The organism is Pseudomonas sp. HY13-MNA-CIBAN-0226 (assembly GCF_040310305.1).
In the GTDB taxonomy this organism is placed as follows: Bacteria; Pseudomonadota; Gammaproteobacteria; order Pseudomonadales; family Pseudomonadaceae; genus Aquipseudomonas; species Aquipseudomonas gregormendelii.
The window spans coordinates 103,451-126,195 of record NZ_JBEOPS010000021.1 but is presented as its reverse complement, the minus strand read 5'-3'; the positions used below and the strand labels follow the sequence as shown (position 1 = coordinate 126,195).

The following is a 22,745-nucleotide window of genomic DNA, read 5'->3' as shown; positions in this document are numbered from 1 at the left end:
GACGATCTTTTGATCTTGATTTTCAAGGGTGAAGATCAAAAGATCGTCCGATCGCGGCCCGAGCCTGCGGCAGCTCCTACATTGACTTCATGATCAATAAGAAAGTTGAGAGTGAAGACCAAGTTTAAACATTGGCTGAATGTTTTAGCCTCACGCTTAGCTTGAGCATTTAATACAGCCCACAAAGCACTGCCTGTGCGAGGAAACTGCAAAAGAACAAAGTATCAGAAAGTTCTGTAGGAAAACTTAACCGCTGTATGTAGGGATGTTCCTGTTGTCTCCAGCGGCATTGTTTCAAGGGGTGGCGAGTGCCAATCACAGTGTTACTTTAGTCCCCCTCGTTTATTACCCGGTTCTCCAAGTTGCCCTCATTACTATCGAGGGCGCAATTCCTTACGTGCGTTTCGTTTATTTATATAAGCGTTATCAGCAGCACTATGGCCGCGCCCGTCACCAATCCCGGCGATCAGGACATTATCCGTGATCGCCAGAATCGCTTATTGCAAGAGCAGCGCCAGCGGCTGGAAGAGCTCAAGGCGTTGCCCGGCAGCCCGAGCATGCCAGACGCACCGGCCATGCCCGCTGATTCCCGTTGCTTTGCCATCGACACGATCAACATCGAGGGCGCCCAGCACCTGCCCGCCGGCGCGCGTTCGCGCCTGCTCAAACCCTACCTCGGCCAATGCCTGGACGTGGCCCGGCTCAATGAGCTGCTCAAGGTCATCACCGAGTACTACCTGTCCAGCGGGCTGGTCACCAGTCGCGCCTATTTGCCACAACAGGACCTGTCCAGCGGCCACCTGAGAGTGCTGGTGGTCGAAGGCACGCTTGAAGGCCTGGACCGCGCAGAGGACAGCGGGCTGTCGGCGCGTGAACTGGCCATGGCGTTTCCCGGCGCCGATGGCGAGCTGTTGAACCTGCGTCAGATCGAGCAACTGGTCGACCAGCTCAACCGGTTGCCATCGAACCAGGCCCGCATGGAACTGGCGCCGGGCGCGCAGGTGGGCGGCACCCGGGTAAGGGTGGAGAACACTGCGCAAAAACCCTGGCGCGCCAGCGTGTCGCGCAACAACGACGGGCAAAAATCCACCGGTGAACAGCAATGGGGCACCGCCCTGGAATGGGACAGCCCCCTGGGCCTGGCCGATCAACTGGTGCTGCGCGGTGGCCACGACGCCGTCAGCGACCGACGCAAGACCTCGCAAAACGCCATGCTCTATTACAGCCTGCCCTGGGGTTGGTGGAACTTCAGCTACAGCTATAGCCAGAGCGATTACCGCTCGCAGGTCCAGGGCAATGGTTTCAACTTCAAGCAGTCCGGCGACAGCCAGCACCACCTGCTGCGCGCAGAACGGGTGATCCATCGCGACGACTTGAGCAAAACCTCGATGAACCTCGGTGTCGCGCACCTGCGCACCAACGCCTACATCGAGGACAGCCGCCTGGACCTGAGCAGCAATCGGCTGAGCGAGCTGCAGTGGGGCATCAACCACGGTCGCCGGGTCGCCAGCGCCTTCATCAACTTCGACCTGGGCCTGCAACACGGCATCGGCGCCTTCGACGCGCAAAGCGCAGGTCATCCCGGCCCCGGTGAACCCGAGGCGCGCTTTCGCAAGTACACCGCCACCGCCAGTTACCTGCAGCCTTTCACCCTGGCGGGCGAGTCCCTGAGTTTCACCAGCCTGGTCACCGGCCAGCACACCGACGATGTGTTGTTCAGCGCGCAACGCATCAGCCTCGGTGGCGCGTCCTCGCTGCGCGGTTTCAAGGACCAGCAGCTGAGCGGTGACAGCGGTGCCTACTGGCGCAACGACCTGCGCTGGGCACGCCCGCTGACCGTTGCCTGGTTGCGCCCGGCCTTGGCCGAATACGGCGCCAGCCTGGGCTACGACCAGGGCGTAATTACCCACGAGCGCTACAACGGTGATCAGCACGGGCGGCTCTCCAGCCATTCGCTGGAGCTGTTTGCCCGCGGCCAGCACCTGTCTGCCGGCGTGACCTTCGCCCATTCCCTGAAACGCCCGGCCGCGATGACGGAGCGTGAAGCGCCGATCTACTTTCGCCTGGACTTCTTCCTGTAACCCCACTGCCGACAACGCCCTGTTGCATCGAGATTGATATGCCGACCCGCCCCTTTGCCCACCGTGACCACCAGCCATCTGCCGCCCCAGCAAGCCCTGAACGCTTCTGCGGCCTGCCCAAGCGCGGCCTGGCGCTGATCCTGGCCAATGCGCTGTTCTGGCAGCCGCTGCTGGTGCAGGCCGATGGCATTGTGGTCAGCGGCCCCGGCACCTCACTGGGCCAGGCCGGCAATGGCGTGCCCATCGTCAACATCGCCGCGCCCAATGCCAGTGGCCTGTCCCACAATCAGTTCAGCGACTACAACGTCGGCGCCAACGGGGTAATCCTCAACAACGCCACGACGCGCACCCAGGCCACGCAACTGGGCGGGATCATTCTCGGCAACCCGAACCTGCAGGGCTCGGCGGCCAGCACCATTCTCAATGAAGTCAACGGCGGTAACCCGAGCCACCTGCGCGGGTATACCGAAGTCGCGGGGCCATCGGCGCGCGTCATCGTCGCCAACCCCTATGGCATCAGTTGTAACGGCTGCGGCTTCATCAACACCCCACGTGCCACCCTTACCACCGGCACCCCGATCCTGAACAACGGACGCCTCGATCACTTTCAGGTCGATGGCGGCAGCGTGAGCATCGAGGGGGCGGGGCTGAATGCCGGCAACGTCGACAGCTTCGAGATCATCACCCGCACGGCCAGGCTCAATGCGCAGATCAACGCCCGCAACCTGACCCTGATCGCGGGCCGCAACGACGTTGACGCACAGACCCTCAATGCCACGGCGCGTGCCGACGACGGCAGCGTCAAGCCACAGCTGGCCATTGACTCCACCGTGCTGGGCGGCATGTATGCCGGCGCCATCAAACTGGTGGGCACCGAAGCCGGTGTCGGGGTGCGGTTGGCCGGCAACCTGGCCGCCAGCGGTGGCGATATCCAGATCGATGCCAATGGTCATCTGACCTTGTCCCAGGCGGCGTCCAGCCAAGGCATCAGCGTCAAGGCGGCGAGCCTGGAGGCGCAAGGTCCGGTCTACGCCGGCACCTCCCTGGAAGTTAAAACCGGCGGCGCCTCAAGCAACCGGCAAAGCCTGGCTGCCCGTGATCGCATCAGCCTGAGCGCCGGTGGCCAACTGACCAACAGCGGCATCATCGAGGCCGGCGTCAATGCCGACAACAGCCGCAACAGCGTCGGCGATATCAGCCTCAGTGCGCAGCACCTGCGCAACAGCGGTAGCGTGACGGCCAGTCGCAACCTCGACGCGGGCGTCAGCCAAACCCTGGACAACCGTGGCGGCACGCTGAGTGCGCATAACGGCGTGCAGGTCAGTGCCTCGACGCTGGACAACCGTGAGCAAGGGCGGGTGCTCAGCCACAACAGCCTTGCCCTGCATGCGGACCAAGTGCTCAACCAACAGGGCCTGATCAACAGTCGCGGCCTGCTCCAGGCGCAGGTGGGTCACCTGGATAACAGCGCGGGTGAGTTCTCCAGCGCTGCAGCGGCCGTCCTTAATTTGGCATCCCTCGACAACGTCGCCGGCCTGATCATGGCCGGGCAGGACCTTCGCCTGAGCGCCAGCGGCGCGATCAATAACCGTAACGGTCAATTGGGTGCAAACCAGGCGTTGAGCCTCTCGGGCAGCACCCTGGATAACCGCCAGGATGGACGGGTCAGCGCTACCCGCGATCTTGATCTCAGCGTTACGCACCTGGACAACCAGGGCGGTGAACTGATCGCCCAGGGCAACCTGAACCTGAGCGGCACCACGCTCGATAACCGCCACAACGGCTTGCTCGGCGCGGCCAACGTGCTGACCGTCCAGGTCGATACGGTGGATAACCGAGGCGGTGAGCTTTCCAGCTCGGCGGCGCTGAACCTAAGCGGCCAGCAACTGGACAACAGTGACGGCGGCAAGGTGCTGGCCGGCACCGACCTGAGCCTTGGCGTCGCGCAATTGCTCAACCAAAGCCAGGGCTTGCTGCAGGCCAAGGGCCGTGTCTCATTGGCCGGCCAGACCCTGGACAACGGCGGCGGTGTGGTCAGTGCCTTGTCGGCAGTGGATATCCGCCTCGACGCTGCCCTGACCAACCTCGGCGGTTCGATCAACAGCGAAGGCGCACTGACGGTGAGCGCCGCGAGCCTGAACAATCGCCAGGGCAGCCTGTCCAGTGCCGGTCCACTCAGCCTGACCAGCCGCGGGTTGGTCGACAACCAGGGCGGGCAACTGGTCGCCGACGCCAGCCTCAGCGTGCACAGCGCCGGCCTGGATAATCGCCAGCGCGGCAACATCAGTGGCAAAGGCCCTGTGCGCCTCGACACGGGCGCGTTCGATAACAGCCAGGGCGGGCACCTGACCAGCAGCGATATCCTCGAGCTGACGGCCACCCAGGTGACCAACCAGGACACAGGCCGCATCGCCAGCGACCAGACTTTGACAGCCAACGTCACCGGCCTGGACCAGCAAGGCGGCCTGTTGTTCAGCAACAGCTCGCTAAACCTGAACCTCAATCACGGCCAGTTGAACAACCAGAGCGGCCTGATCAGCGCACCGCTGCTGATGCTCAGCCACCTCAACGCAGTGAACAACCAGGGCGGGGAAATCTCCAGTGCCCAAGCCTTTACCTTCGCCGCCAACAGCCTGGACAACCGCGACGGCAAACTGCTGAGCAACCAGGCACTGACCGTGCGCGTGGAGCAGGCGCTGGGTAACCTCAAAGGCCTGATCGCCGCGTCGGCCCTCGAAGTGCGCGCCGCCAGCGTCAACAACCAGGGCGGCACCCTGACCAGTCGCGACACCCTCGACCTGAGCGTCGACGGCCTGCTGGACAACCAGGCTCACGGCCTGATCAACGCCACCCGGCGCCTCAATATCCAGACCGCCGCGCTGAACAACCAGAACGGCGGATCGCTGCTGGGCAGCGCCATCGCCCTGGATTTCGGCGCGGCGGGCGGCGACCTGAACAACGCCGGTGGCCTAATCACCACCGCCGGTGCGCTGGGCATCCACCAGCTGCGCGACCTGAACAACCAAGGCGGCGAGATCTCCAGCGAGCAAAGCTTTGCACTCGTCGGCCGCCACCTCGATAACCAAGACGGCAAGCTGATCAGCAGCCAGTACCTGACGCTCGACGGCCTTGGCGTGACCAACCAGCAAGGCCTGATCTCCGGCTGGGAAGGGCTGGCCGTCAACGCCAACAGCCTGGACAACCGCAATAACGGCACGCTCTCCAGCCGCAACGGTAACCTCGACGTAGCCGTCAAAAACGCCTTGCTCAACAGCGATGCCGGCGCCTTGGTCAGTCAGCACAACCTGACGGTCAACGCCGGCAGCCTCGATAACCGCAACGGCGGAATCCTCTCCAGCGCCGCCGCTCAGGCGCTGACCGTCGACGCTGAGTTGAACAACAGCCAGGGCGGCCAGATCGACAGCGGTGCGGCCCTGACCGTCCAGGCTTCGACCCTCAACAACCGCGGCGGCGCGATCAGTGCCGCGCAGGCCCTGGGCATCACCGCCGACGCGCTGGATAACAGCAGCGCCAGCCTGATCGGCAACAACGCCGTCACCCTCAACCTGCTCGGCGCCCTGACCAATACCCAGGGCAAACTCGCCAGCGCCGGGCCTTTACGCCTGAGCGCCAGCCAGGTCGATAACCAGGGCGGCCAACTCGCCAGCCAAGGGCTGTTCACCCTCCTGACGGGCGGCCTGGACAATCGCCAGCGTGGCACCGTCGCCGCCAACGACCAGCTGACACTGACCGCCACGGGCGTGGTGCAAAACGACGCCGACGGCCTGATCTACAGCCAGCACGGCGATGTGCAACTGCAAGCCGCACGCCTGAGCAACGGCCAAGGCACCCTGCAAAGCCAGGGCGTGCTGACCCTGGACGTTGCCGGTGATATCGACAACCAGCAAGGTCGTATCCTCGCCCAGGACGGTGACCTCAACCTCAACGCCGGCAACCTCGATAACCGCGGCGGCGTCCTGGCCAGCCTGCACGCCACACTGACCGCCACCCTCAGCGGTTGGCTGCAAAACGGCATCCACCTGATCAGCCGCCAGGGCGGCACCACCCAGGCCGAGCGCCTGAACCTGACGACGGCCAGTATCGACAACCAGGGCGGGCGCCTTGCCGCTCAATCGGGCGATGTGCTCCTCAACACGGGCCACTTCGATAACCGCAGTGGCGGCCTTTACGCCGCACACCGCATCAGCGTCAACGGCGCCGACCTGGACAACCGCGCAGGGCAGATCGCCGCTCAACAGATCGACTTCAGCCTGGCCGGTGCCCTGAGTAATGCCCAAGGCATGCTCGAGAGCGACAGCACCCTCAACATCGCCGCCGCCCACCTGGACAACCAGGGCGGTCAACTGCGCGCCCTCGGCACCCAAGGCGCCAGCCGTTTCCAAATCGCGGGCCTGCTGGACAACCGCCACGGCACCCTGGAAAGCGCCAACACCGACCTGAGCCTGGGCCTGGGCGGTTTCCTCAACACCGGCGGCACCGTGCTGCACGTCGGCAACGGCACCTTCGACATCGCCACCGCCAACGTCATCAATGCCGGCGGCGACCTCATCACCCGGGGCGGCCTGACCCTCACGGCCGACCAGTGGACCAACAGCAGCGTCATCCAGGCCGGGCGCCTGAGCGTCAACGTCAACGACTTCACCCAGAGCGCCAGCGGCCAATTGCTGGCCGCCAACAGCCTGATAGGCACCGGCGTGAACTGGCGCAACGACGGCCTGATCGCCAGCGACGGCAGCCTGGACCTGGGCCTGAGTGGCCTCTACACCGGCAAGGGTCGCCTGAGCAGCCGGGGTGACTTGACCCTGAGCACCGGGCAATTAAACCTGCCTGAAGTGGCGAGCATCGCCAGCGGTGGCGACAGCCTGATCACCGTCGCCGGCGTGCTGAACAACTACGGTCGCCTGACCTCCAGCGCCGACCTGATGCTGCACGCAGGCGCCGTGAACAACTACGGCACCCTGGGCAGCGGCCAAGACCTCACCCTCACCACGGCAACCTTGCTCAATGATCACGGCCTGATCTTCAGTGGCTGGGACATGGGCCTGCGCGTCGCATCGCTGACCAACAGCTACGCCAGTCTTTACAGCCTGGGCGACCTGGACATCGACCGTGACGGCGACGGTGGTTGGGCCTCCAGCATCGTCAACAGCTCCGGCCTGATGCAGAGCGACGGCCGCATGAGCCTGGCCGCCAGCACCATCAAAAACATCCGTGCGCTGCTGACGGTCTCTGACGAGGGCATCTACACCGCCAAAATCGAACAAATCCCCTGCATCGAAGGCGTCAACGCCGGCGACTGCGGCGGCAAGCAAAACCGCGTCTGGGAAATCGTGCAGCGCGAAAAACTGCAAGTCACCGCCGCCAGTGCCGCGTCGAGCATCACCGCCGGTGGCGACCTGATTCTTAACGGCGGCGACCTGCTCAACCACAGCAGCACCCTGGCCACCAGCGGCAATCTGACCGCCACGCTGAACAACCTGACCAACACCGGCGTGCAGACCTCCGATACCGAAACCGTGCGCGTGTTTCGTTCCCAACGCGCCAGCAATGGCAGTGGCTGGGTCAACATGGCCCAGGCGTTCACCGACCGTTACTGGCTGCACGGCAACGGCTACGACGCCGGCAACCTCGGCGGCCTGGCGGCGGCCATGAGCCAGTTCATCGGCACCACCGAAGCCGAACTGCCGCAGTTTGGTCGCGTGACCCAACTGAGCGCCGGTGACCAACGCTACGCCGCGATCATCCAGGCCGGCGGCAACGTCAACATCACCACCCAGAACGACTTCGACAACAGCGTGGTGCGTGCCGGCTTCGAGTACGTCGGCAGTGGCCCGAGCACCAACACTAGCGCCCCGGGCAACGCATTTTCCACCCGCGTGACCCTCAACCAGCAACTGCCCCCGGACCTGGCACAACAGCAAATCAACCCACTGGCGCTGCCAGGGTTCGAATTGCCCACCGGGCAGAACGGCTTGTTCCGCCTCAGTGGCCAGGGCAGTGCCCAGGGCGACACCGGCCCGCACAGCTGGAACCTCAGCGAGGCCAGCGTCGGCGCGGCCGAGCGGCAACAAGCCATACCCGGTACCGAGGGGCGCGACATCAGCGCCGACCCGTCCGGCAACCAGGGCATGGCCGGCGCGGTCAATGTCGCCAAGGTCCAGGGCCTGCCCGGCAACACCGGGCAATCCCAGCCGCATAAATACCTGATCGAAACCAACCCGGCACTCACCGACCTCAAGCAATTCATGAGCTCGGACTACCTGCTGAGCCAACTCGGCTACAACCCCGACGACAGCGCCAAGCGCCTGGGCGACGGCTTCTACGAGCAGCAGCTGATCCAGCAAGCCGTGGTCGCCCACACCGGCCAGCGCTATCTCGACGGCTTGACCTCCGACGAAGACATGTTCCGCTACCTGATGGACAACGCCATCGCCAGCAAGGACTCGCTGATGCTGTCGCTGGGCGTCAGCCTCACCGCCGAGCAAGTAGCGGCCCTGACCCACGACATCGTCTGGCTGGAAACCGCGATCGTCGACGGCCAGCCAGTCATGGTCCCGGTGCTGTACCTGGCCCAGTCCGACAACCGCCTGGCCGCCAATGGCGCGTTGATCCAGGGCCAGGACGTCAGCCTGATCGCCGGGCACAACCTCGGTAACGCCGGCACCCTCAAGGCCACCGGCAACCTCGCCGCCATGGCTGGCAATCACCTGGTCAACAGCGGCCTGGTACAGGCCGGCAATCGCCTCGACCTGCTCGCCGGCAACGACCTCACCAACCAGGCCGGCGGCATCATCAAGGGCCGCGACGTCAGCCTGACCAGCCTCACCGGCGACATCAGCAACGAACGCACCGTCACCGGCCACGACAGCAGCAACGGCTTCAACACCCAGCACCGCGACTTCGTTGACAACGCCGCACGCATCGAAGCCGCTAACGACCTGACCATCACCGCAGGCCGCGACTTCAACAACCTCGGCGGCGTCCTGCAAAGCGGCCGCGACACCAGCATCAGCGCCGGCCGCGACGTCACCCTCGGCTCGGCCACACAACTCAACAGCAACGAACACGGCAGCAAAAACCGCGACCTCACCATCACCCAACACAGCGCCAGCCTCGAAGCAGGCCGCGACCTGTCCATCAACGCCGGCCACGACCTCGCCATCGTCGCCAGCCAACTGGACGCCCAACGCGACCTCGCCCTGAACGCCGGCAATAACCTCACCCTGGCTGCCGCCGCCAACGAAGACCACAGCTACAGCAAAACCCACAAAGTCGAAGCTCAGGAAGACCACGTCAGCCAGGTCGGCACCAGCCTCAACGCCGGCGGCAACGTCACCCTCGGCGCCGGCCAGGACCTCACGCTGATCGCCAGCACCGTCACCGCCGGCCAGGAAGCCTACCTGGTCGCCGGCGGAAACCTGCAGCTGCTGGCCGCCCAAGACAGCGACTATTCGCTGTACGACAAGGAAAAGAAGGGCGGGTGGGGCAGCAAGGAAACCCAGCGAGACGAAGTCACCGACATCAAGCACATCGGCAGCGAGATCAAGACCGGCGGCGACCTCACGCTAGTCAGCGGCGGGGACCAGTTGTACCAGGGCGCCAAGCTCGACAGCGGCAACGACCTGACCCTGCAAAGTGGCGGCAGCATCACCTTCGAAGCCGTCAAGGACCTGCACCAGGAGAGCCACGAAAAGAGCAAAGGCGACCTGGCCTGGAACTCCGCCTCGGGCAAAGGCAACACCGATGAAACCCTGCGCCAGAGCCAATTGGTGGCTCAAGGGCAGATGGCAATCAACGCCGCGAACGGCTTGAACATCGACCTCAAGGCCATCGACCAGAAGTCGGTGGGCGAGACCATTGATGCCATGGTGCAGGCCGATCCGAACCTGGCTTGGCTCAAGGATGCGGAGCAGCGTGGGGATGTGGACTGGCGTTTGGTCCAGGAAGCCCACGACAGCTTCAAGTACAGCCATTCGAGTCTTGGCCAAGGCGCCATGTTGGCGATCATCATTATTGTGACCGCGTTAACTGCCGGCGCTGCGAGCGGCGCAGTGGGCTCCGCGGCAGGAGCCACTGCGGGGTCTGGAACGGCCATGGCAGCAGCGGGCACGTCTGCTGCCGGAGCTGCCACAGCAGCAGGTTGGGCTAACGTAGCGGCGACGGCGGTGTTGACCTCGGCGGCCAGCGGCGCGGCGATCAGTACGATCAACAACCAGGGCAATCTTGGTGCCGTTGTAAAAGATGTCACCTCCAGCAATGCACTGAAAGGCTACCTCGTCTCCGGCGCCACTGCGGGCCTGACCGCTGGCTACTTCGACAATTGGACCGGCACCACCACTGACTCCGTCACTGGCAAGGTCACCACCAGCCTGGATAAGTGGAAAGGTATCGGCCAGTTCGCCGCGAATCAGGGCCTGCAAAACGGAACCTCGGTGGCGCTGAACAAGATCATGGGGCAGGGCGGAGATCTGGGCAGCGCTTTGCAAAGCACGCTGTTCAACACCTTGGCGGCTGCGAGCTTCAATGCGGCAGGAGATGCCACACACGCCCTCTTCCCTGACGGCAGTCCGCCAAAAGTCTTAATTCACGCCATGGTCGGTGGCCTGTTGGCGCAAGTCAGCGGCGGCGACTTCAAGACCGGCGCCCTGGCGGCGGGCGCCAACGAAGCCTTAGTCGTCCAGCTCGATAGGTTGGTAGGTGGAAACGAAAACCTGCTGAGCATGACCTCGCAACTGGTGGGTGTGCTCGCGGCGGCAACGCAGCGGGATGCGGATGGCGAAAGCCTGCAAACCGGTGCGTGGGTGGCGCAGAACGCTACGCAGTACAACTACCTGAATCACAAAGAAGTCGTAGAAATGCTGCGAGAGGTCGACGGTCAGTCGACTGAAGAGGGTAAGAACAGGGTTCGGGAGCATTACGCCGAGCTTGATGAAAACAGAAACAAAGAGTTGAGCTCGCTCTGTCAAAGCGATCCGACGGGTTGTGACGCGTTGTCGACGCAACTTTTGAAGGATGATCCAAAGCTCAGGGCCCTGGCAAACGATCTGAAAGCCCGTGGCGAATACAATCAGGCCGCCATCGTAGGCGTACTGATCACCAACAGTAATATTGCTGCTGGTTCTGAAATCGCTACCGAACTCGCAGCCGCTAGAGATGGTGACGATTCCAGATTTTCTACTGCCTTTGCTGGAGCAATGCTGGGTACCGTTCTTGGGGGGATGCGGCCTGGTGGTATTGGTGGTGCGAAAGGAATACCTTCAATCGTGGAACCAAAAATTGCTCAGCAAATGGGGAAGCGAGGTTGGACAACCGATTCTCTTGAAGGTGTTATCGCAAACCCAAGCAAGACTGTTGTGACTAAAGATACTAGGTTCGATCCGGCTTCTGGTACTAGACTCAATGATCCCGCAACTGGTTATGTAGCCAAAGATGGGTCTTACGTTGTGCGGAATGACCGGACTGGTGCGATCGTGCAGGTATCGGATAAGAATGATAAAAATTGGGTTGCTCCATGGGACTAAATGTAATGAATGAATTTATATTTCTGGGTGCGGGGCCGGAACCCACTAGGCTTTGGGGTGAAACGCCTTTATTTAACTTAATTGACGGGCATAAACTACTAGTTTTTTGCGATGAGCACGATGCAGCCGTACTCGGAATCGAAGGGTTCAAAGTCATTGGAGATAAAAGAGTGCCTGACATGGATTGTATTGCAGATTTTTCTGCCCTGGCTATGACTGCCGGAGAGCTATTCCCAGCTGAGTCTAGAAAATCGGCCAAGTACTTCCTAAGTACGATTTCAGACCCTGATACGCTATTGGAGTTTGTTTTAGTTAAAGCTTGAAGGTGCTAAAAGTATTCAGAAGGTTCCTGGTTTTGGAGAGGTAGATGACTTCTTTGCTTCAAAGTCGGCTAACCTCAACAAAAAGCCGGGAACAAAAATTGGTGAGGGTCGCCTGCCCAGGAAGTGTGGTTGATATCCGTAGGTTGCCAGATGGCAGAACAGTCTGGCTGGAAAAGGGTACTGATGCTGCCGGATTGCAACACATCTACAAACGACACGAAGCCGACTTTGTCAAAAAAGGCATCTCACGTGATGACATTCCAAATGTTGTAATGAGTGCTCTTGAACGTGGGAAAGTTGTCGGGACCAATGGTTCAGCTAATGTTTATCGCATCACGCACAATGGTGTTGAGCAAAACATCGCAGTTGGGGTTGGCTCAAACGGCTTTGTGGTTCGAGCTAATCCAGTCACTTCTTGGAAACCATTGCCATGATCAGGTTAAGACTAACGAGTGAGTATTTAGCTGGGCCGATATTCTGCCCAGATCCGGATAGAATGGGGCACGTTGATATTGAAGATTTGCCCTTTTCTCCAAAGCTGAGGGTCAAAATCAGTGAGTGGGACGGTGAGTATCAGTCGACGTTCAATAGCGACTACCCGCCCGATTCTTGTTTTGCCACGCCTGAGGCAGAGCTTCGGCACAAAGCAGAGGGGGAGGAGCTGGCCAAATCGATGCAGCAAGAACTAGGGAGCAGTTATATGGTTGAGTATTGCCCATAGTCTATAATTCGTCGGTACAAAAGGCGTTGAAATACCAGCTTTAGTAGACAAACCGTTGGGCTAGGGTTCGACGGGTAGATCTACGCCTGCTAACTTTCGTGAAAAGCTTGCAATGGAGCAGGCTATTTAAAATCCTGTTGCTGGTCGCCCACTGACGGTTCCGATGATTGATTTCCGATGGCCGGCAACTGATGGCTGGGTGAAATCGGCGCAAAATATCAATGGAATCGAAATTCACTATGTAAGAAACTCCATTACTGGAGCAGTTGACGACTTCAAATTCAAGTGAGTGAAAACATGCTAGCCTTATGCCAGGCTAATCTCGGTAGCGCTATCCCAACAAAGGAGCGCTATTTGAATGAGGTTGATCAAACTAGCTATTCTCCTTTGAATGTCGGAGATTGTTACGTGGTGTATGCCCTGATGTTTATTTCTGATCGGGTAGATTTTTTAGTGCGAACTCCTGAGCAGCCACCTTTCTGGGTTCCATTATGAACGCGAAATTAAAACGGCTGCATAGCCCTGACATTTACAATCTTGAAAATTACCAGCCGGAATGCGCAGGCAGCTTTTGTTTTCTTCTTCAGGCTATGATCGGCCCCGAATGTGGAGAAGGCGAAGAGTCCTATGATATAGAGGTTTGTACTCCGGCATGGATTGAAGAAAACCTCGGGTTGGACAAAGCTCTTGTTGGACATCACTACCTTATTGTTCGTGACTATAATTATCAAAAAATTGTTCTTTTCATCGAAAATTTTCTACAAGGTTGTTTGGGTGAAAATTGGAATGAAATTTCAAGAAAGGTATCAGCGTTAGGTTTGTGGGAGTTCGAAGGGCACGAAGATGGTGTTTGAGGTTGCGCCATGGGACTGATTACACTTGAAGTATCCGTACATGGTTTACCTATTACTCCTACAATGCTATGGAGTGGCACTCCTTTGTTTAATGTTGACGATGGGCTTAGGTTGGTAGATTACTGCAAAAATAACGATATAGCAGTTCTTGGTATCGATGGTTTTAAAATCAAGGGGGGCAAAAGGATCCCAGACATAGATTGTATCGTTGACTTTTCCGCGTCATTAAATGAAACAAACTTTGCTGTAAAGTCGATAGAAGCGAGTCGGACAGTTATTGAAGGTATTAGCGGTGATGGCATTTTTATGGAGTTTGTGCTCGTTAGAGTTTAGATGGTGCAAAAGGCAACAGGTAGGCAGGGAAATGCCTTGTTGATTTGTCGTATGCGGGAATTGTCAGATCCTTAGGATAAGTCAGTGCAGCTTTCACTCGCTGACCGAGCACTCAAAAAACATGAAAACCGTGAAGATAGTACGTTCGCTAACGTCAAAGGCGATCCTTCCGAAATGAACGCTCAAGGTCAAAAATTGCTGATGAAATTCTGAGCAATAATCCCCGGTAACTCAGCAATTTTTAGCTTTATTGAAAATGGAGATTTGCTATGAGTCTTACTATCTTGGAGTTTGCAAAATCGTATGTAGCGGGAAGGCTGACAGGCAAGATTTTTTCTGAGGCGTACATTGAACTTTGGAAAATAGAGCGAGATAGGAATGTCCTTCAGTTCGATGAACCTTCGTTGAGCGAGTGTTTGTCCAGTATTTGTTGTGCTGCGGATATGTACGAGCCAGATGAATCAAGAGAAGAGTATGAACTTGACGATGAAATGCTAAAATCTAAAGTCGCGAGCTTGTCGCAAAAAATAGTTGTTAATTAGTCAGTGCAACAATATTGTAGATTGCACCGGGCAAATATGACGAGTTCATAAAGTAGTCGGCGGGACTATCGACTATTCAAGCCGACTTCAGTGGAGTGATCTATGAGTATTGTGTGGTCGGAGCGAATTGATACTGTTCTAGGTAGAGGTATATCCCTGGATCATTTGGGAGTGCAGAACTGGGCCCTAGGTCATGATGACGCTTTACATGCTATTTATGAACTCGAGGCTTTCGGAATCGCGATTCTTGGAGGAGATGTATATCAATTGTTTGGCGAGAAAGCAGAACAGACGTACGACAGTTGGTATTGCGATCAAGGCGCCGATGAGTCTGATTCTGTTTTCTTGAAACGCAGTTCAGATAAGGCAAAAAATTATATTCTTAGCTACTTAATGCCGAAGACGCTTTTTGCGCTAGTGCCTAAAATTTTATGGGGGAAGAGTTGCTCAAATTAAGAGTGCGGCAATTATAGTTGCTGCAGGTAAAGAAATGACAAATGAAAAATATATAAGCTGAATGAGTCGATGTGGAGTGCGTGCGTGGCACTGTGGTGAGTATTTTTATGAGGATAATTAGTTGATTAAATTGAGTGCGCTCATAAAAAATCTTCTGGCATTGTGGTGCTTTTTAGAGCTGTTAGCGATCTGACTGCCAAAATTGATTAGTACCACCAATTCGGCGGCGCTGCCCAGTGCGCAAACTCATGAATCTTGGAAAGTCGCTGTGCTTACGGCTGCGTCCGTAATTTACCGATAATTATCTTCGGCCGTCTTTTAATTGATAATAAAATCATTCACAACGAAAATTCGTAATGCTTAGGAATACCCATGTTTAAAAGTTTCTCAAAACTCACAACCATAATCACCATTTTAACAATGAGCGGTTGTGTGTCTTACAATGTTACCGGCCCAATCGGCGCACCCACACATCCCGCCCCCATTGCCAGCCCGCGTACCGCACAACTCGCCGACGTTAAGGTCTCGGTCCCGGACATGGACGCTGCTACACGTACCTCCATCAGCCGTTCGCTAACAACGCAGATCAAGCAATACGTGGATAAAGGCGGCTACTTCAAGCAAATCACCGAATACCCCACCCGTTTAGGTGAAAACGATGTGGTGCTCAACTTCAATATGACTTCGCTCAAAGGTCGTCGAGCTCCGCATCCCGCCTATTTCCCCGGCGCCTTGCTGACACTGACGCTGTGGATCTGGGTCAATGGGCCCATCGACGTAGACAGCTTCGACCTGGCGGGTGATCTGCAGATCGTAGACCGAGACGGAAAAACGCTGGCGACTTCCAAGGAACAGGTCAAGTTCGAGCGCAATGTCGGCATTTACGGACGCGAACACTGGGCACCTACCATGGGTGCCAAACAGTTGAGCGAACTGGTCTCAACGCTGCTTGATACCGCGACTGCGCGCTTGGCAAAACAGTAACTAAAAGGAGAACCACATGGTTGGATACATCAAACACGCCTTCATCCTGTCAGTCATTCTGATGTCAGGTTGCGCATCGTATTCGATGCATGAACTGCCGCCCTTACAGGCCTGGCCACTCACAGCAGATGCTGCACAGCAAAAGCCGACGACGTTCGTGCGCACCACCGCGTTTTATCAGGCCAACGGCGGGGAGGGGCGGACGGTTGCCGGCGCTCCAGCTGCCCTGTGGGAATCGGCCATTGTTGATGCGTTCCGAGAGTCGGGGCGCTTTTCGCGGGTGACTACCGACAAGGTTGACTCTGACATCTACGCCGAAGCCACGCTGTACAACAATGAACAGTACAGCGTTGTCTCCGCCGTTGTGACCGGTTTGACCATGTTCATCATTCCCAGCACGGCGAAGAACACGTTTACCCTGGAAACGGTGTTCAAGGACAAGGACGGTAAAGAACTTGGGCGCATTCGCAAAAGCGAGTCGGTGCGTACCTGGATGCAGTTGGTGTTGATCGTTGCCCTGCCTTTCCAGCAAGACACTCGCGAAGTGGTGCAAACGCTTGCCCGCAGCACGCTGGAAGAAGCGGTGCAACGTCAGTTGCTTTAGAGCATGCCGCTTGCGAAGCGGCCCTGGCTAAGCGTCGTGAACTGGTCTGGTATCAGGATTGGCTGACGAGGTTGTCTGAATTCCTGATAAAGATTCAGGGCCCGAGCCGCGACGAGAGTTCGCGGACAAGTCCACGCATCCCGAGCCCACAGGGGCCTGCTGGAATTAGGCTTGGCCGCGAAGGCGTCAGAGACGCCTCAACTACCCGGGTTAATTACGCCACAAAAACACCTTCAGTCGGCGGCCGCAATCGATGCCTGACCACCTCCAGCACATCAGAGCCATCGCGCAACGAAATGGCGCAGAGCAGGGCGAAGTCACTGAGGATGAACGACTCGCACTCGATCGTGCCACGCATGGCCAGGTTTTCGAGTACCTGGGTGACGGCATCGATTCGGTACTTGGCAGCGTCGATCAATACATCGAGTGGGGCTTGGGTGTCGACGAACAATGTAGGCATGTCGTCGCAGTTGCTGGTGAGCGGCTTGAAGCGGTTTTCGGGGTAGGGGGTTGGTTTTGTGTAGGGATGATCGGTAGTCGCTTTTGTCATTTTCTCAAACTCAAGAGCAGGAATGTGAACTGCCAACAGCCGTCGTCAACGGTATTACTGACGCAAGTTAAGTACCGAAAAACAAACGACAGTGCTGGTGCGTGATGAGCTTTGAGGGTTCCTACGCCCTGCCACTGCAAACGCAGTGACAGCGAAAGACTAACCCAGGAGTTCACTTCGCACCAGTTCATGCTAGTCGACACAACTCGAAGGAAATTTCCGCAGAAATGGTAGAAGAATCCCGTTGGCTGTCAGACCGATCCCACGGGCAAGCTCCATCCCTACACATCGACCCAATCATGTAGGTACAAAGCCTCCCCGCGATTGCGCGCCGCCGTCACAGAATGTATCGACCTAAACATTCAACCGCGAGAATTCTATGGCGCAGACAACGACGCGCCATGGTGCGCGAGGCATCTGGAAAGGAAGAAGTCAGAAAAGACGAATTGCAGGTGGGAAAGGCTGCTAACTAGTTTAAACGCGTTGTTACTACCCACAGAATCACATTATTCCTATCCCCATAAACAAACGTGGGAGCGAGCCTACTCGCGAATTCGGTATGTCAGTCAAATCGCTATCGACTGATTCACCGCATTCGCAAGCAGGCTAGCTCCCACAAAGAAGGTATGTGATTGACCTGATCAGCTAACGCCCTGCGACTCCACCAACGAGGCTTTCTTGAGTCTGCTTTTCTGGTAACCGCGCAACACCAGCACAACCACCATCCCGCATAGAACCCCAGTGGCATTCGCCACCATGTCACCCCAGGACGCAGTACGCAAAGGCATCAAGCTCTGCTCTAGCTCGATCAACATCGACCCCAGCAACGGCCAAAACAGCAGCCAGCCGAGCCGCGTGCCGGGGAACGCCAGGTAGGCGCTCACCGTCAAGCAGGCGAAGCCGGCCCAGTGATGCAGCTTGTCCTGATTCTCGAATACCTGCGGCACCGGCTCGCCGCGCATGCCGGCGAAACACAGCACCAGCAGGATCACGAAAAACGCCAGTTTGGGCAGGACACGCAGAATCCGCTGCTTCATTCGGTGACCTTGTAGAAGTTGTTGTGGAACAGGTCGATGTTGCGACGCTCGGTCAGGGAATACAGCGAGTAGCTGCGAGCCAGGGCAGCGCCACCGTCTCGAGTCAGTGGTGTCCACGCAAGGTTAGCCCGGCGAGTGGTCGAACTGGCCATCAATTCGTCGAAGGGTATCGAGAAATAAATACCTTTGCCGAAACTACCCTCACCGTATTCCTCTTTCGTGGCGTTGGTAATCGTTACCCAACCACCGAACCGTACGCCGTTGGAGAACTCGCGGGACAAGTCCAAAGTAGCGCCGTAGTCTTTGGCCAAATAACGCCCAACGCTGAGTGCGCCCAGAATGTCCTGGAACGAACTCCGATAGTAAAGCGTAGCGTTGCCGGTGATGGTGCTGTAATCACGCAGACCCAAGCCCTGATCGAAATCACGCTGCTTGACCCAGTTCATGTCCACACCAACCGCCCAGCGCTCGCCCATGGGACGGTACAGTGCTTCACCGCCGACGCCGGCGAACATCGATTCCAGATAGCCGCCGTACACCATGCCGTAGAGGTCTTCGTCCAGCTGCTTGACCTTGTTCAACTGGAAAGTAGGCATCGTCACTTCCGACGTCGTCATGTACTGACGCAAGTCGGTACGCACGCGCGGCAGGCCGCTGGGTGCGTCGTACTTGAACTTGTCGAAGTTGTTGATCAGGTTGGCGCTCAACAGGCCGCTCCACCACAGATCAGGCTGGAACCGGTACTCAGCACTCAAATCGGCACTGAATTGGTACAGCAGGAATCCGTCAGGGCCGCCGACGTTCTGTTTGTAACCCAGGCCCAGGCCGTAGGTGAACTTGTCCGGCGTCTTCGCATACAGGGTTTTTTCCTGATGCGGCACTGGAACATTCTGCTCAGTTACGCGGCGCAGGTCTTCCAGCGGGCGATCTTCTTGCACCACTTCGCGGAACGTATCACGGGGCAGACTGACTTCCTGGACCGGCAAGCTGTAACGAGTGTCCACCATGGTGAACCAGTTGATCTCATCGTTAACGCTGTTGTCGAGGATGCGCGAAGCACGGCCTACGGCTTTCGGGGTGTGGAAGTAGCGGCCCTGTTCACCGTAGACGATCAGCTCGGAGTCACGCTGGGTGATTTTCGAAACGGTGTAGCCCGCGTTGTTCTGCAGGCGCTTGGCGACGCCGGCCCATTGCACGTCCGTTGGCGCGGTAGTCGGTTTCACGTCCGGCACGGGTTCGGGTTTTGGGTCGAAGCTTTTGGTCGGCGCCTTGCGGGTGGCGAAGTTGGTGTGCAAGGTGATGCCGAACATGGCGGTGTTGCCGCGTTCCCAGGCTGCGTGGAGGTCTACCGAATCGGTGGCTTTGAAGACGAAGCCCAGGTTGATTGGGGAGTCCTGGATCTGGTTGTTGTTTTGCGGCTCGTGCTGGTAGTCGTTTCCTTCGTATTCAAGTTTTATGGACAATGGGTCCCATGGTGTTTGGTAGTTCACGCCGCCGAAGAAGGACGGTGAGCCACGGAAGTAGCTGTTACCGTTAAAGTTGCCTGCTTGAGTGCCTGAGTCAGGCCGCGTATCGAATTTGTCATCCAGCCAGCCCAGCGGGTTATCCATATCGCCACGGTTACCGATATAGCCCCACGCTAAGCCCAAGCTCAGATCGAAATTACCCATGCGTTTGTTGCCAACAAAGTACTCGCTGGAGAACAGGCCTGTACCACCGATATCTCGTGCACCTAAGGCAACTTCCGGTATCCAGTGACTCTCGTCGAGTAGGCGTACCTTTGCATCAATCGCCTTATCCTTATAACTCTGGCTACCGCTCAAAGATTCCGGTCCATAGTCTCGGTTACTGATCGAGGTGTACCGGAACGAGCCTTCCAGCCAGTCAAAAGGCTGGAAAGAAACGCTGTAGCGGCTATATGGATCAGTCCGGCTAGCGGTCAACGACAGTTCACCAGCAGGGGCCATGCGCGCGCTAGGTGTCTGCAACAGACCTACACCACCAAAGTCGCTCTGGGTGTGACGCGGTTCAGCTACCGCCCAAGCACTGCAACCAAGCAACAGGCATGGGATCAAGTGATACTTCATGGCTTCACCTCCAGCAGTGGCTGGGTGGCGATGAAAGCAGCCAGTTCGGTATTCAGGTCTGGAGTTGGATCACCCTTTGCGGTGCTGTGAACAGGCACATAGATGCGCGCACCTGGGGCCGGGTGTACAGACTTGGTTTCATTCCATAGCGCAATGCCTTCCTGGAAAACGCGGCCATCCGGCTGGATGACAAACAGCAAGTCTTTGTCTGCACCAGGATCACGCGGGCAGTTTTGCAGATAGTTGGTTGCCGGCTGCAAAGGCTGGTACGCCAACTCGCATTCTTCAGCTACCGCGCCCACAACCTTCACTGTGTTCGGGCGGGTAGGGTAGAGCAGCATGTCACCATTGCTCAGGTACGGATTGTCCCCACGGTTCAGTTCCACCCGAACCGGATCAAGTTGAGCCACTCGGCGTCCGGTAACTGGCATGGCCTGAACCTTGTCGATCAAACGTTCAGCCAGGGCGGCTAGCTCGATTTCGTCATCCTGCAGTGCGTTGCTCTTAACAGTCGCGAGATCGAATAGGACGCCCAGCTTCAATCGCTCCTGTGCATTGCGCAGAGGGGTATTCAACCACGCAGCGCCAAGCAGATACGCCTTCGGATTAACCTGGGCCGGAAGCAAAACATCATGCAGGCGAGTTCCTTCCTGGAACGAATAGCGCCCAGGTTTGGCGGCATCGCCCTGCACGGTGACCAGCGAGTCAGCATTTACGGCAAACGTCATGAGCAGGCTGCAGCAAAGCAGCCAGGAGGAACGAGAAATCATTGCACTACCGGCTTATTCGGGCGCACTTGAACAATGCGTAGGGGCAATTCGGGAGTTAGGTGTTGCACGCTGGCCATGATGAAGCCGTCGGCAGGGTCGACCCAATACTGGTTCCGCGCGGTGAAGCCCAGACCTTCCATGGTGATGTCCTCATCAACGCGCAATAACTCCACGTCGCGGTCGAGGATATTCACGGTTTCCAGGCCTTTCTTCTCAAAGCGACTGGTGAGCGTCACACCCATGCGATAACCATCGACAAAGTCCACCTGGCGGCGGGTTTGCAGGCCATCGGCAACGCGGTGCAAGCCTGCTTTGAAAGGCGATTTACCCTCAAAGCGGGTGCCATCGAGGTTGTTGTTGAAACCAACGCTGCGAATAGCCAGGCCGTCTTCGAGCATCAGGATCTGGCGAGTCGAGGCCATCCAGAAACCAACACCATCCTGCTGACGCACCAACGCCATAACAGCTTCACCCGTGGGTGCTGCGATGGTGATCTGGTAGTACGGAGTTGCATCCACCTGTTGGCGGGTGAGTTCCAGGGGCTCAGGACCTTCGAAAGCGGCCTTGAGCGTGTCCATGGAAGCGGTCATCAACGGGTTGCAGGCGCTCACCAGCAAGGAGGCCACCGATAGGGTGGCCAGTCGCAGAAATTTCACAAGAATTCCAGTTCTTAGTTGTTGCTACCCAGGTCATCCTGAATGCCGACGCCTGTACGAAGCAGGTTGGCAGATGGAAACACTTGGCTAATGAAGCGGTTCCAACGTGTTACATCAGCTGGGCCGACATAGACGACGTCCTGCGGTTGCAATTTAAAGTGCTGGGCAATTGCAAAAGCCGAAGGCGACTTAAGGTCAATTTGGTATACCTTTACCGGTTGATCCGCTAGGTTTTCAACCCCACGAATCACATACACCTCTTTGCCGCTAGAGGTTTCCTGGCGTAGACCGCCAACGCTACCGAGCGCGTCGGTTAAATTCATATTGCTGCCCTTAAAATTCAGCGAACGTGTTGCAGTAACTTCGCCGAGCACATAAACCTTCTTCTGGTCGTTGTACGGAAGGTGCAACTGGTCGCCGTCTTTGAGGAATATATTGTGCAGTTGGGAATGTTTTCGATTTAGCGCGTCAAGATCAATGAAGTATTCGTGGCCATCACGCTTGAGTACCAAGCCGGAGATATCAGCAGTTTCCGGAACAATAGACCCCTGCCCAATAGCGTCGAGTAGTCGCAGAGGTGTATTGGTAATAGGAAATTGGCCCGTTTTTAAAAAAGCGCCAGATAGGATTACTCTCTGACTGACGAAACGCAGAATGCTTACATCTACCTGAGGCTCCGCGACCACTTTCGCCAGTCGAGACGCGATGACTGCCCGAAGTTCCTCAATGGTCTTTCCTGCTGCTTCAATAGTTCCTACATAGGGGTAGAAAAGGCTACCGTCAGGACGAACAAGGCGCCCATTCGCTTCAATCTGCTGTTGCGAACCAGAAGGCGCTGTTAGCTCCGGGTGGTCCCAGACAGTGATGTAGATCAGATCACCGGCTCCGATCCGGTATTCAACTGGTTGGTAGCTCAGCAACTCAGGAGCTACTAAATTGGAATGGTCTGCAGCTGACTCGATCGCTACTAGCTTAGGGGTGATCGGAATCAGCTCGATCCGGCTGCTCTCGGGCGAACCTTCACGTACCAGATTACCCGTGTCCATGTGCTGACCAGGGGAAAATATGCAGCCTTGCAGGGACAGGCCAACCAGCATGGCCAAGGGAAGCGCGCGATTCATTGTCGAAATTGCTCGAGGGGATAGGCGAAACAAAACCTCCCAGCAGGGCTGGGAGGTTAGCGTATCGAACTAAAAGCGAAGGGA

Annotated in this window: 18 protein-coding genes; 12 read left to right on the top strand and 6 right to left on the bottom strand. The window is 57.6% G+C overall.

Annotation, left to right across the window (positions count from 1 at the left end; translation table 11 throughout):
• Positions 1-437: 437 nt before the first annotated feature.
• The 12 genes from AAEZ05_RS22160 to AAEZ05_RS22115 all read left to right on the top strand — a co-directional run bounded on the left by AAEZ05_RS22160 (position 438) and on the right by AAEZ05_RS22115 (position 16,440).
• Complete coding sequence (locus tag AAEZ05_RS22160) at positions 438-2,081, top strand: ShlB/FhaC/HecB family hemolysin secretion/activation protein (protein ID WP_350648899.1); 1,644 nt, start codon at positions 438-440, stop codon at positions 2,079-2,081.
• A 38-nt stretch (positions 2,082-2,119) separates the two neighbouring features.
• The gene (locus tag AAEZ05_RS22155; protein ID WP_350648897.1) at positions 2,120-11,623 is read left to right on the top strand and encodes a two-partner secretion domain-containing protein; all 9,504 of its coding nucleotides are present in this window, start codon (positions 2,120-2,122) and stop codon (positions 11,621-11,623) included.
• Between the two features lie 5 nt (positions 11,624-11,628).
• Entirely contained in the window at positions 11,629-11,946 is a 318-nt protein-coding gene (locus AAEZ05_RS22150; protein ID WP_223523674.1) for a hypothetical protein, read from the top strand.
• Between the two features lie 44 nt (positions 11,947-11,990).
• Positions 11,991-12,380 (top strand): hypothetical protein, encoded by a 390-nt coding sequence (locus AAEZ05_RS22145; protein ID WP_350648895.1) that lies wholly within the window; start codon positions 11,991-11,993, stop codon positions 12,378-12,380.
• Positions 12,377-12,667 (top strand): immunity protein CdiI family protein, encoded by a 291-nt coding sequence (locus tag AAEZ05_RS30855; protein ID WP_502947789.1) that lies wholly within the window; start codon positions 12,377-12,379, stop codon positions 12,665-12,667. Before AAEZ05_RS22145 ends, AAEZ05_RS30855 begins: the two co-directional genes overlap by 4 nt.
• Before the next feature lie 491 nt (positions 12,668-13,158).
• A complete protein-coding gene (locus AAEZ05_RS22140) occupies positions 13,159-13,521 on the top strand; it encodes an immunity 8 family protein (protein WP_205893290.1) in 363 nt (120 codons plus the stop codon).
• Between the two features lie 9 nt (positions 13,522-13,530).
• On the top strand, positions 13,531-13,854 hold the full coding sequence (locus AAEZ05_RS22135) for a hypothetical protein (RefSeq protein WP_350648893.1): 324 nt from the start codon (positions 13,531-13,533) through the stop codon (positions 13,852-13,854).
• An 84-nt stretch (positions 13,855-13,938) separates the two neighbouring features.
• Positions 13,939-14,067 (top strand): tRNase toxin domain-containing protein, encoded by a 129-nt coding sequence (locus AAEZ05_RS30850; protein WP_502947788.1) that lies wholly within the window; start codon positions 13,939-13,941, stop codon positions 14,065-14,067.
• 56 nt (positions 14,068-14,123) lie between these two features.
• Positions 14,124-14,396: a colicin immunity domain-containing protein gene (locus tag AAEZ05_RS22130; RefSeq protein ID WP_350648891.1), complete on the top strand. Its 273-nt coding sequence runs from the start codon at positions 14,124-14,126 to the stop codon at positions 14,394-14,396.
• Between the two features lie 102 nt (positions 14,397-14,498).
• Positions 14,499-14,852 (top strand): Imm40 family immunity protein, encoded by a 354-nt coding sequence (imm40, locus tag AAEZ05_RS22125; protein WP_205893288.1) that lies wholly within the window; start codon positions 14,499-14,501, stop codon positions 14,850-14,852.
• 372 nt (positions 14,853-15,224) lie between these two features.
• Positions 15,225-15,836 (top strand): hypothetical protein, encoded by a 612-nt coding sequence (locus tag AAEZ05_RS22120; RefSeq protein ID WP_350648888.1) that lies wholly within the window; start codon positions 15,225-15,227, stop codon positions 15,834-15,836.
• A gap of 16 nt (positions 15,837-15,852) precedes the next feature.
• Positions 15,853-16,440, top strand: coding sequence for a hypothetical protein (locus AAEZ05_RS22115; RefSeq protein ID WP_205893286.1), 588 nt, complete (start codon positions 15,853-15,855; stop codon positions 16,438-16,440).
• Between the two features lie 214 nt (positions 16,441-16,654).
• On the opposite strand, the gene AAEZ05_RS22110 is transcribed toward AAEZ05_RS22115, so the two are convergent.
• The 6 genes from AAEZ05_RS22110 to AAEZ05_RS22085 all read right to left on the bottom strand — a co-directional run bounded on the left by AAEZ05_RS22110 (position 16,655) and on the right by AAEZ05_RS22085 (position 22,661).
• Positions 16,655-16,990, bottom strand: coding sequence for a hypothetical protein (locus tag AAEZ05_RS22110; protein WP_350648886.1), 336 nt, complete (start codon positions 16,988-16,990; stop codon positions 16,655-16,657).
• Between the two features lie 641 nt (positions 16,991-17,631).
• Positions 17,632-18,027: a VanZ family protein gene (locus AAEZ05_RS22105; protein WP_350648884.1), complete on the bottom strand. Its 396-nt coding sequence runs from the start codon at positions 18,025-18,027 to the stop codon at positions 17,632-17,634.
• Positions 18,024-20,114 carry a YjbH domain-containing protein gene (locus tag AAEZ05_RS22100; protein ID WP_350648882.1) on the bottom strand — a complete coding sequence of 697 codons (2,091 nt, stop codon included), beginning with the start codon at positions 20,112-20,114 and terminating at the stop codon, positions 18,024-18,026. Before AAEZ05_RS22100 ends, AAEZ05_RS22105 begins: the two co-directional genes overlap by 4 nt.
• The gene (locus AAEZ05_RS22095) at positions 20,111-20,884 is read right to left on the bottom strand and encodes a capsule biosynthesis GfcC family protein (RefSeq protein WP_350648880.1); all 774 of its coding nucleotides are present in this window, start codon (positions 20,882-20,884) and stop codon (positions 20,111-20,113) included. Before AAEZ05_RS22095 ends, AAEZ05_RS22100 begins: the two co-directional genes overlap by 4 nt.
• Positions 20,881-21,540 carry a YjbF family lipoprotein gene (locus AAEZ05_RS22090; RefSeq protein WP_350648878.1) on the bottom strand — a complete coding sequence of 220 codons (660 nt, stop codon included), beginning with the start codon at positions 21,538-21,540 and terminating at the stop codon, positions 20,881-20,883. The genes AAEZ05_RS22095 and AAEZ05_RS22090 overlap by 4 nt, the downstream gene beginning before the upstream one ends.
• Positions 21,541-21,554: 14 nt before the next feature.
• Positions 21,555-22,661: a polysaccharide biosynthesis/export family protein gene (locus tag AAEZ05_RS22085; protein WP_350648876.1), complete on the bottom strand. Its 1,107-nt coding sequence runs from the start codon at positions 22,659-22,661 to the stop codon at positions 21,555-21,557.
• Positions 22,662-22,745: the final 84 nt, after the last annotated feature.

What these genes read in the sequence shown, in the direction of transcription:
- AAEZ05_RS22160 (WP_350648899.1), top strand. Translation starts at nt 438, where the DNA reads ATGGCCGCGCCCGTCACCAATCCCGGCGATCAGGACATTATCCGTGAT.
- AAEZ05_RS22155 (WP_350648897.1), top strand. Translation starts at nt 2,120, where the DNA reads ATGCCGACCCGCCCCTTTGCCCACCGTGACCACCAGCCATCTGCCGCC.
- AAEZ05_RS22150 (WP_223523674.1), top strand. Translation starts at nt 11,629, where the DNA reads ATGAATGAATTTATATTTCTGGGTGCGGGGCCGGAACCCACTAGGCTT.
- AAEZ05_RS22145 (WP_350648895.1), top strand. Translation starts at nt 11,991, where the DNA reads ATGACTTCTTTGCTTCAAAGTCGGCTAACCTCAACAAAAAGCCGGGAA.
- AAEZ05_RS30855 (WP_502947789.1), top strand. Translation starts at nt 12,377, where the DNA reads ATGATCAGGTTAAGACTAACGAGTGAGTATTTAGCTGGGCCGATATTC.
- AAEZ05_RS22140 (WP_205893290.1), top strand. Translation starts at nt 13,159, where the DNA reads ATGAACGCGAAATTAAAACGGCTGCATAGCCCTGACATTTACAATCTT.
- AAEZ05_RS22135 (WP_350648893.1), top strand. Translation starts at nt 13,531, where the DNA reads ATGGGACTGATTACACTTGAAGTATCCGTACATGGTTTACCTATTACT.
- AAEZ05_RS22130 (WP_350648891.1), top strand. Translation starts at nt 14,124, where the DNA reads ATGAGTCTTACTATCTTGGAGTTTGCAAAATCGTATGTAGCGGGAAGG.
- imm40 (WP_205893288.1), top strand. Translation starts at nt 14,499, where the DNA reads ATGAGTATTGTGTGGTCGGAGCGAATTGATACTGTTCTAGGTAGAGGT.
- AAEZ05_RS22120 (WP_350648888.1), top strand. Translation starts at nt 15,225, where the DNA reads ATGTTTAAAAGTTTCTCAAAACTCACAACCATAATCACCATTTTAACA.
- AAEZ05_RS22115 (WP_205893286.1), top strand. Translation starts at nt 15,853, where the DNA reads ATGGTTGGATACATCAAACACGCCTTCATCCTGTCAGTCATTCTGATG.
- AAEZ05_RS22110 (WP_350648886.1), bottom strand. Translation starts at nt 16,990, where the DNA reads ATGACAAAAGCGACTACCGATCATCCCTACACAAAACCAACCCCCTAC.
- AAEZ05_RS22105 (WP_350648884.1), bottom strand. Translation starts at nt 18,027, where the DNA reads ATGAAGCAGCGGATTCTGCGTGTCCTGCCCAAACTGGCGTTTTTCGTG.
- AAEZ05_RS22100 (WP_350648882.1), bottom strand. Translation starts at nt 20,114, where the DNA reads ATGAAGTATCACTTGATCCCATGCCTGTTGCTTGGTTGCAGTGCTTGG.
- AAEZ05_RS22095 (WP_350648880.1), bottom strand. Translation starts at nt 20,884, where the DNA reads ATGATTTCTCGTTCCTCCTGGCTGCTTTGCTGCAGCCTGCTCATGACG.
- AAEZ05_RS22085 (WP_350648876.1), bottom strand. Translation starts at nt 22,661, where the DNA reads ATGAATCGCGCGCTTCCCTTGGCCATGCTGGTTGGCCTGTCCCTGCAA.